The organism is Corynebacterium sp. c25Ua_47 (assembly GCF_039907205.1).
Classification (GTDB): domain Bacteria; phylum Actinomycetota; class Actinomycetes; order Mycobacteriales; family Mycobacteriaceae; genus Corynebacterium; species Corynebacterium hiratae.
This window is the reverse complement of sequence record NZ_JASBOH010000044.1, coordinates 1-440: the sequence shown is the minus strand read 5'-3', so window position 1 is coordinate 440 and position 440 is coordinate 1. Positions and strand designations below refer to the sequence as shown.

General features: G+C 58.2%; 2 pseudogenes. One reads left to right on the top strand and one right to left on the bottom strand.

The annotated features are described in order from the left end of the window. Positions 1-223, bottom strand: a pseudogene (locus tag QKE52_RS13355) (hypothetical protein); the annotation flags it as partial. Between QKE52_RS13355 and QKE52_RS13350 the strand changes: the two are divergent. Continuing rightward, positions 198-380 (top strand): annotated as a pseudogene (locus QKE52_RS13350) (anion transporter); the annotation flags it as partial. The pseudogenes QKE52_RS13355 and QKE52_RS13350 overlap by 26 nt on opposite strands. Positions 381-440: the final 60 nt, after the last annotated feature.

Here is a 440-nt window from a genome sequence, read left to right as displayed (position 1 = left end):
TTGCACACACCATGTACTCCTGCTGGTCTGGGGGTCTAAGGGCGGAGGACTCATCGATGTAGGCGACTAGCTGTGATTCCACCCTGAAATTGTAGCCCGTCCGGGCCGACGCACCCCTCGGCCCGGTACCAACTACCCGGAACACGGCAGTACCGAGTCCCCAGAACACCGGTACCAAAAACTCGCATCTGACAACTACCTTCGGCGCATCCTTTGGCTTCATGCTTTCAATTTTCACGCCGCAAAATGCCATCGTTTACGGCTCCGGCTGCGATTGCATCGCGCGTATGATCCGCACAGGCATCATCTTCGACATAATCGGCGGCGCGCTGATTATCCTCTTTCTCCCAACTGTTGCCGCCTTGGTAGGCATCGGATAGGGGATGAAGAAGACGTAGCCCTCGGCCGCCGTTATGACGGGCCGGGGGCTAGCGCTGCAG